At 68.5% G+C, this 6464-nt stretch carries 7 protein-coding genes; all 7 read right to left on the bottom strand.

Annotation, left to right across the window (positions count from 1 at the left end; genetic code table 11):
* Window positions 1-243: 243 nt before the first annotated feature.
* The 7 genes from EV192_RS44940 to EV192_RS44910 all read right to left on the bottom strand — a co-directional run bounded on the left by EV192_RS44940 (window position 244) and on the right by EV192_RS44910 (window position 6456).
* Window positions 244-1647, bottom strand: a complete 1404-nt coding sequence (locus EV192_RS44940; RefSeq protein ID WP_132124863.1) for an NAD(P)(+) transhydrogenase (Re/Si-specific) subunit beta — start codon at window positions 1645-1647, stop codon at window positions 244-246.
* Complete coding sequence (locus tag EV192_RS44935) at window positions 1644-1934, bottom strand: NAD(P) transhydrogenase subunit alpha part 2 (protein ID WP_165960936.1); 291 nt, start codon at window positions 1932-1934, stop codon at window positions 1644-1646. Before EV192_RS44935 ends, EV192_RS44940 begins: the two co-directional genes overlap by 4 nt.
* Entirely contained in the window at window positions 1934-3010 is a 1077-nt protein-coding gene (locus EV192_RS44930) for an NAD(P) transhydrogenase subunit alpha (protein WP_132124862.1), read from the bottom strand. Before EV192_RS44930 ends, EV192_RS44935 begins: the two co-directional genes overlap by 1 nt.
* Before the next feature lie 84 nt (window positions 3011-3094).
* Window positions 3095-3733: a hypothetical protein gene (locus EV192_RS44925; protein ID WP_132124861.1), complete on the bottom strand. Its 639-nt coding sequence runs from the start codon at window positions 3731-3733 to the stop codon at window positions 3095-3097.
* A 31-nt stretch (window positions 3734-3764) separates the two neighbouring features.
* Complete coding sequence (locus EV192_RS44920; protein ID WP_132124860.1) at window positions 3765-5144, bottom strand: FAD-binding oxidoreductase; 1380 nt, start codon at window positions 5142-5144, stop codon at window positions 3765-3767.
* Window positions 5145-5380: 236 nt separating this feature from the next.
* Window positions 5381-5971, bottom strand: a complete 591-nt coding sequence (locus EV192_RS44915) for a hypothetical protein (RefSeq protein WP_132124859.1) — start codon at window positions 5969-5971, stop codon at window positions 5381-5383.
* Entirely contained in the window at window positions 5968-6456 is a 489-nt protein-coding gene (locus EV192_RS44910; RefSeq protein ID WP_132124858.1) for a SigE family RNA polymerase sigma factor, read from the bottom strand. The genes EV192_RS44915 and EV192_RS44910 overlap by 4 nt, the downstream gene beginning before the upstream one ends.
* Between the last annotated feature and the right edge of the window lie 8 nt (window positions 6457-6464).

Raw genomic sequence — 6464 nt, 5'->3', positions numbered from 1 at the left:
AAGGAACCTCAAGACGAGGTTCATAAAGCTCTACTGGCTTTCAATAGATCGACACACTGTTGAGTTCTCAAACAACACACGCACACCCATCCGACTGCAAGAGCCTTCAAGGGGCTGTACTTCCAAGTTAGGAGCCCTCGCTCGTCCCCGGATTTCCGGGCCCGTTCCGCGCTGGCAGAGGTAAAGTTACACGCCCCCGAACAGGGCGTTTCACCGGGGTCCCCTTAACGGTGTCGCCGCAGGTCAGAGGGCTCGTAGCTCCTCCACCACCTGGCTGACCGACTTCTTGGCGTCGCCGAAGAGCATCGACGTCCGCGGGTCGTAGTAGAGCTCGTTGTCGACCCCGGCGAATCCGTGGCTCATGCCGCGCTTCAGGACGATGACCGATCGGCTCTCGTTCACGTTCAGGATCGGCATGCCGTAGATGGGCGAGCCGGGGTCCGTGTGCGCCGCCGGGTTGGTGACGTCGTTGGCGCCGATGACCAGGGCGACGTCCGTACGGGCGAACTCGCCGTTGATCTCGTCCATCTCCTTGAGCTGTTCGTACGGCACGTCCGCCTCGGCGAGCAGCACGTTCATGTGGCCCGGCATCCGGCCGGCGACCGGGTGGATCGCGTAGTAGACGTTGACACCCTTGGCCTCCAGCTCCTTGGCCATCTCGCGGACCGCGTGCTGGGCCTGGGCGACGGCCATGCCGTACCCGGGCACGACCACCACCTGACGGGCGTAGCTCATCTGGATCGCGGCGTCCGACGCCGACGTACGCCTGACCGTCTTGTCGGTGGGACCGCCGGACGCGGACGCCGTTGTCCCGTCGCCGCCGAATCCGCCCGCGACGATCGCCGGGATGGACCGGTTCATCGCCTTGGCCATCAAGTTCGTCAGGATCGAACCGGACGCGCCCACGATCATCCCGGCCACGATCAGCGCGGTGTTGTTCAACGCGATGCCGGTCGCGGCCGCGCTCAGTCCGGTGAACGCGTTCAGCAGCGAGATCACGACGGGCATGTCCGCACCGCCGATCGGCAGCACGACCGCGACCCCGAGCAGGGCCGACGCGACCAGCAGGCCGATCATCAGCAGCTCGGACGTGCCGCCGGCGACCACAGCCACCCCGCAGAACAGTGTGATCAGCACCAGTAGCAGGTTCAGCGGCTGCTGCATCCGGCCGACCGTGATGGGGCGGCCCGGGAGGATCTCCTGGAGCTTGCCGAACGCCACGTTCGATCCCCAGAACGACACCGACCCGACCACCGCGGCGAACAGGGTCGCGATCGACACGTACAGCGGCTCACCCGTGAAACCGTTGCTCTGCCTGAACTCCACCCACGCCACCAGGGCGACCGCGCCACCGCCGACGCCGTTGAACAACGCGACCATCTGGGGCATCGCGGTCATCTTCACCTTGCGCGCGGCCGGAACCCCGACCGCGGTGCCGAGGGCGATGCCGAGCAGGATCAGCCACCAGTTGCCCATGCCCGGTGTCAACGCGGTCGCCAGCACGGCGATCGCCATACCGACGGCGGCGATGAGGTTGCCGCGGACGGCCGTGCGTGGGCCGGTCAGGCCCATCAGGCCGTAGATGAACAGCGCGAACGCGACGATGTAGAGGCACTGGATCGTCGCCGGATCCTGGAGCCAGCTCATTCCTCCGGCTCCTTCTTGGCCTTGAACATGCCGAGCATTCGGTCGGTGACGAGGAACCCGCCGACCACGTTGATGGTGCCGAAGGCGATCGCGATCACGAGGAGGATCTGGTCGAGCGCGCCTGTCGCGCCCAGGCCCAGGACGATGAGCGCGCCGAGCAGGACGATGCCGTGGATGGCGTTGGTGCCGGACATCAGGGGTGTGTGCAGGGTGTTCGGCACCTTGGAGATCACCGCGAAGCCCACGAAACCGGCGAGGACCAGGATCGCCAGGTTCTGTACCAGCATCAGGACTCCTTTCTGGTGACGCAGGCGGCCGCGACGATCTCGTCGGAGAAGTCGAGCCGCAGCTTTCCTTGATCCACAAGGAGTTCGAGGAGGGCTTGGACGTTGCGGGCGTACAGCTCGCTCGCGTGCTCCGGCATGCCGGCGGGCAGGTTCAGCGGCGCCACGATGGTCACGTCGTGCCGGACCACCGCCTCGCCGGGGACGCTCAGTTCGCAGTTGCCGCCGGACTCGCCGGCGAGGTCGACCACGACGCTGCCGGCCCGCATCGCGGTGACCGAGTCCCCCGTGACCAGGACCGGGGCCTTCCGGCCGGGGACCTGCGCCGTGGTGATGACCACGTCGTATCCGATCACGGCTTCGTTGAGTCTGCGCACCTGCTCGGCGCGTTCCTCGTCGGTGAGGGCACGGGCGTACCCGCCTTCGCCGATCGCCTCGATGCCCAGGTCGAGCCATTTGGCCCCGACCGAACGCACCTGTTCGGCGACCTCCGGGCGGACGTCGTACCCGGTGGTCTGGGCGCCGAGCCGGCGGGCCGTCGCCAGCGCCTGCAGACCGGCCACGCCGGCGCCGAGCACCAGCACTTTCGCCGGAGGCACTGTGCCGGCCGCGGTGGTGAGCATCGGGTAGAACCTGGTCAGGTGCTGTGCGCCGAGTAACGCGGCCAGATAACCGGCGACGCTGCTTTGCGACGACAGGGCGTCCATGGACTGGGCGCGGGAGATCCGTGGGATCGCCTCCATCGCGAACCCGTGCACGTCAGCGGTGCTCAGGGCTTCGACGTCGGTACCCAGGAATCCGATCAGGACGGTCCCGGGTTTCAGCCGGTGGATCTCGTCCGGCGTGGGCGCGGCCACCTTGACCACGATCTCGCACGCCCACGGATCACCGAGGGTGGCGCCCGCCTCCTCGTACAACCAGTCGGACATCAGCGCGCCGCCACCCGCTCCGGGCTCGACGACCACGTCCAGGCCGGCGGCTCTCAGTCGCCCGACCACCTTGGGGACGAGCGCTACCCGCCGTTCCCCCGGCGCCGACTCCCGCGGTACGCCGACCGCGATGTTCTGGGTTTCCGCCATTGGAGACCCTCCTGCCGCAAACAGAACGTCCGTCTTATGTTGTTGTACCACCGTCGTCCACCCCGGAAACCCTGCGAAGGGTGGTCAGTCGCGCACCAGGCTCTTCCGGTGGGCCTCCCGGGGTGCTGGCACCTTAGCCGGACGGGTCACGTACGGCCGCACCAGCCGGACTGTCAGCAGACACGGCACGAACAGCGGGACCATCGCCGCCATCGCGGCCGCCGTGGCACCCGCGCGCAGGACGTCCTTCGGGATCAGGACCACCCGGTCCATCATCACGTTCACCTTGCCCGGCAAGGAAAGCAACACCAACAACGCCATGAACGCGACCATCGTGACGACGGCCCGCAGCACCGCTGGCTGGTAGCCGATCCCCTCGGCCGCGACCATCACCGTCAGCCAGCCGAAGATGGCCGGCAACTGCCGTCGTTCCGTGGTCGCCGCCCACAGCAGGCCGGCCGCGACCGCGAGCACACTGAACACGCCGAACCGGCTCGGATCGCGCGCCCAGCCGGACACGCCGTCCAGCCACCCGGTGCCGACGCCCGCCCATCCGGCGAGCCCCCGGAGGACGTCCGTCGGCGCCATCGGGGCCGCCACCGCCTGCCCGGCCACCCACGCCAAAGTCCACGCCGACACCGCCCCGGCGAAGACCAACTGCCCACGTGGCCGGTCCGTCACACAGGCCCAGATCCTGGCCAACTCCCGCCGCAAGGTACGCATTCGAACACTCCCTCGCCGGCACCTCTCCCGTCTAAGATGATCTTCGATCGGCGTCGGCGCGGCCACCCGGGACGGAGTCGATCACTCGTCCGGGGTTGAGGATGCCGCGCGGGTCGAGCGCCATCTTGATCTGCTGGTGCGTCCACAGGGCGGCGTCGTCCAACTCCTCGGCGAGCCACTCGCGCTTGAGCAGGCCGACGCCGTGCTCGCCGGTGATCGTTCCGCCCAGGTCCAGCCCCAGCCGCATGACCGCGTCGAACGCCCGCTCGGCCGCCTCGGCCTGGTCCAGGTCGAACAGCACGGTCGGATGCACGTTCCCGTCCCCGGCGTGGCCGACGCACGCGATCAGCACGTCGTGCTCGGCGGCGATCCGTTCGACACCTTCGATCAGGTCGGCCAAGCGCCCGCGCGGGACACAGACGTCCTCGACGAGACACGCGGGGTACTCCTCGAACGCGAGCCCGGCCAGCCGCCGCCCCCGCATGAGCAGGTCACCTTCAGCGGGATCGTCGGCGACGATGACCTCAGTCGCCCCGCAGGCCCGCGCTGACCGTTCGTACGCCTTCAGCTCCTCGGTCGCTTCCGCGCCCACGTCCGACTGGGCGATCAGCACGGCTCCGACATCGGCGGGGAACCCGAGGTCCTGGAGTTTGCCGACGGCGTCGATGGATGTCCGGTCCATCAGCTCCAGAACCGCCGGCCGGTACCCGGCGCCCAGATAGTCCGCGACCGCGCGGCCGGCGTCAGCGGCGCTGTCGAAGAACGCGACTGCCGTTAGCGGACGTGCCGCCGCGGGACGCAGCGCGACAGTGACCTCGGTGACGACCCCGAGCGTCCCCTCCGAACCGACGAACAGCCGCGTGAGGTCATACCCGGCAACCCCTTTGGCCGTCCGCCGCCCGGTCCGCGTCACCTGCCCGTCCGCCAGGACGACCTGGAGGGCGCGGACGAAATCACCAGTCACCCCGTACTTCAGGCAGCACATGCCACCCGCGTTGGTCGCGACATTGCCGCCGATCGACGAAATGTCCCGCGACCCGGGATCCGGCGGGTAGTACAAGCCCTTCTCGGCGACCGCGGCGGCCAGATCGGCGTTGATCACCCCGGGCTGGACGACCGCGATCTGCTCGGGCACGTCGATCTCGACGATCCGGTCCATCTTCTCCAGATTCAGCAGCACACACCCGTCGACCGCGTTCGCCCCACCGGACAACCCGGTCCGCGCACCCTGCGGAACCACCGGCACCCGGTTGTCGTACGCCCACTTCAGGGTGTCCACCACGTCCTGTACCGACCTCGCCCGGACCAGCGCCGACGGCCGCCCACTCGGACAAAACGACGCGCGGTCACTGGCGTACGCCGCGAGCACGTCCGGATCGTCCGTCAGCGCACCGACCGGCAGCGAGGTCACTCCCTCACGTTACAACCCGAAGGCCGGCAGGACGTTGCCGTATTCGCTGGGATAGAACGGTTCGTAGCCCGACTGGACGTACGTCATGCCGTTGATGACCGGGGTCGGGGGTCTGCCAGATGACCTGGCCGGTGGCCGGGTCGACGGCGAACAGGGTGCCGGGGTCGGCGAACCAGGTTCTGAGGTCCACGCTCGGGTAGCCGATAGTCGGATGCCGGCATCGACCGATCGGTGAGTCAGTTGAAGGTGACCTGCCCGACGGCGAGGCGCATGACGTCGGCGGGTGGCACCGGGTAACTCCTGGCTGTGACGGCGCCCAACCAGTGGTCCGGGTCCAGTTGCCTGGCCATCGACCGCCCGTCGGAACTGATCCGGAATCCGTCCTTGTCCGCTGGACCGAGTCGCGCGCCCCTGCCGCCCGACACGGTGTCCGACAAACTGTCCGGTACTTTCCCGTTCCGCCGCTGCACCACGACGCAGGTGAAGCCCTCCGCCGTTTTCGGCGTGACCACGACGGCCGTCTTTCCCAGGGTCTTTCCACCCGGTCGGCAGTCCGCCCGTGCGACCACCAGTATCTGGTCGGGTTCCGCAGGCGTGTTCGCCACCGGGATCTCATCGGACGGCGTCGATTCGGTGCTGGTGGTCAGCGCGACGCTGCCGATCACCGCTGCGGTGGCCACGGCGGCGACCCCCGCCATACCGGCCGCCCGACGCTGTGTCCTGCGCTTACGTCCTTTCGCGATCGCCGTCGCGGACACCATGTCCGGGTCAGGTGCCAGGGCGGCCCGTTCCCGCAGGGCGCTGGTCACGAGGTCGTTCACAGTCATCGCGTCTCCAGGGGTTCGGTGCGCACGACGGCTCTGAGTGCCGCCAACGCGCGTGAGATGTGGGTGCGGACGGTCACCGCAGCGCAGCCGAGGACATCGGCGATCTCGTCGTCGGTCCGGTCTTCGAAGAACCGGAGCACGATCGCCACCTGCTGCCGCCTGGTCAACGTGGCGAGCAGCGCGGACACCTCGGCGGTGTCGTCGACCCGACCGGCGTGGTCGGCCACTGTCCTGCTTGGCAGTTGCGGAACGGTCTGCACGGACCGCTGGTACCACCGCCGTCGCCAGGACAGGTACCCGTTCGTGACCATCTTGCGCAGGTACAGATCCGGTTTGTCCAACTGGGACACGCGGGACCAGCGCAGGTAGGCACGCACCAGGGCGTCCTGCACCAAGTCCTGCGCCAGCTCGGTATCCCCGGTCAGTGCCGCCGCGAACCGGACCAGTCCGCGGCTGTGCGCTCGGGAGAACTCCTCGAAGTCCACATCTCTAC

The sequence above is a fragment of the Actinocrispum wychmicini genome, from assembly GCF_004345645.1.
In the GTDB taxonomy this organism is placed as follows: domain Bacteria; phylum Actinomycetota; class Actinomycetes; order Mycobacteriales; family Pseudonocardiaceae; genus Kibdelosporangium; species Kibdelosporangium wychmicini.
The sequence above is the reverse complement of the archived record's forward strand: the minus strand, read 5'-3'. Positions and strand labels throughout refer to the sequence as shown.

Excerpts from the sequence above, each read along its gene's own strand:
- EV192_RS44940 (WP_132124863.1), bottom strand. The coding sequence starts at position 1,647 with ATGAGCTGGCTCCAGGATCCGGCGACGATCCAGTGCCTCTACATCGTC.
- EV192_RS44915 (WP_132124859.1), bottom strand. The coding sequence starts at position 5,971 with ATGACTGTGAACGACCTCGTGACCAGCGCCCTGCGGGAACGGGCCGCC.
- EV192_RS44930 (WP_132124862.1), bottom strand. The coding sequence starts at position 3,010 with ATGGCGGAAACCCAGAACATCGCGGTCGGCGTACCGCGGGAGTCGGCG.
- EV192_RS44935 (WP_165960936.1), bottom strand. The coding sequence starts at position 1,934 with ATGCTGGTACAGAACCTGGCGATCCTGGTCCTCGCCGGTTTCGTGGGC.
- EV192_RS44925 (WP_132124861.1), bottom strand. The coding sequence starts at position 3,733 with ATGCGTACCTTGCGGCGGGAGTTGGCCAGGATCTGGGCCTGTGTGACG.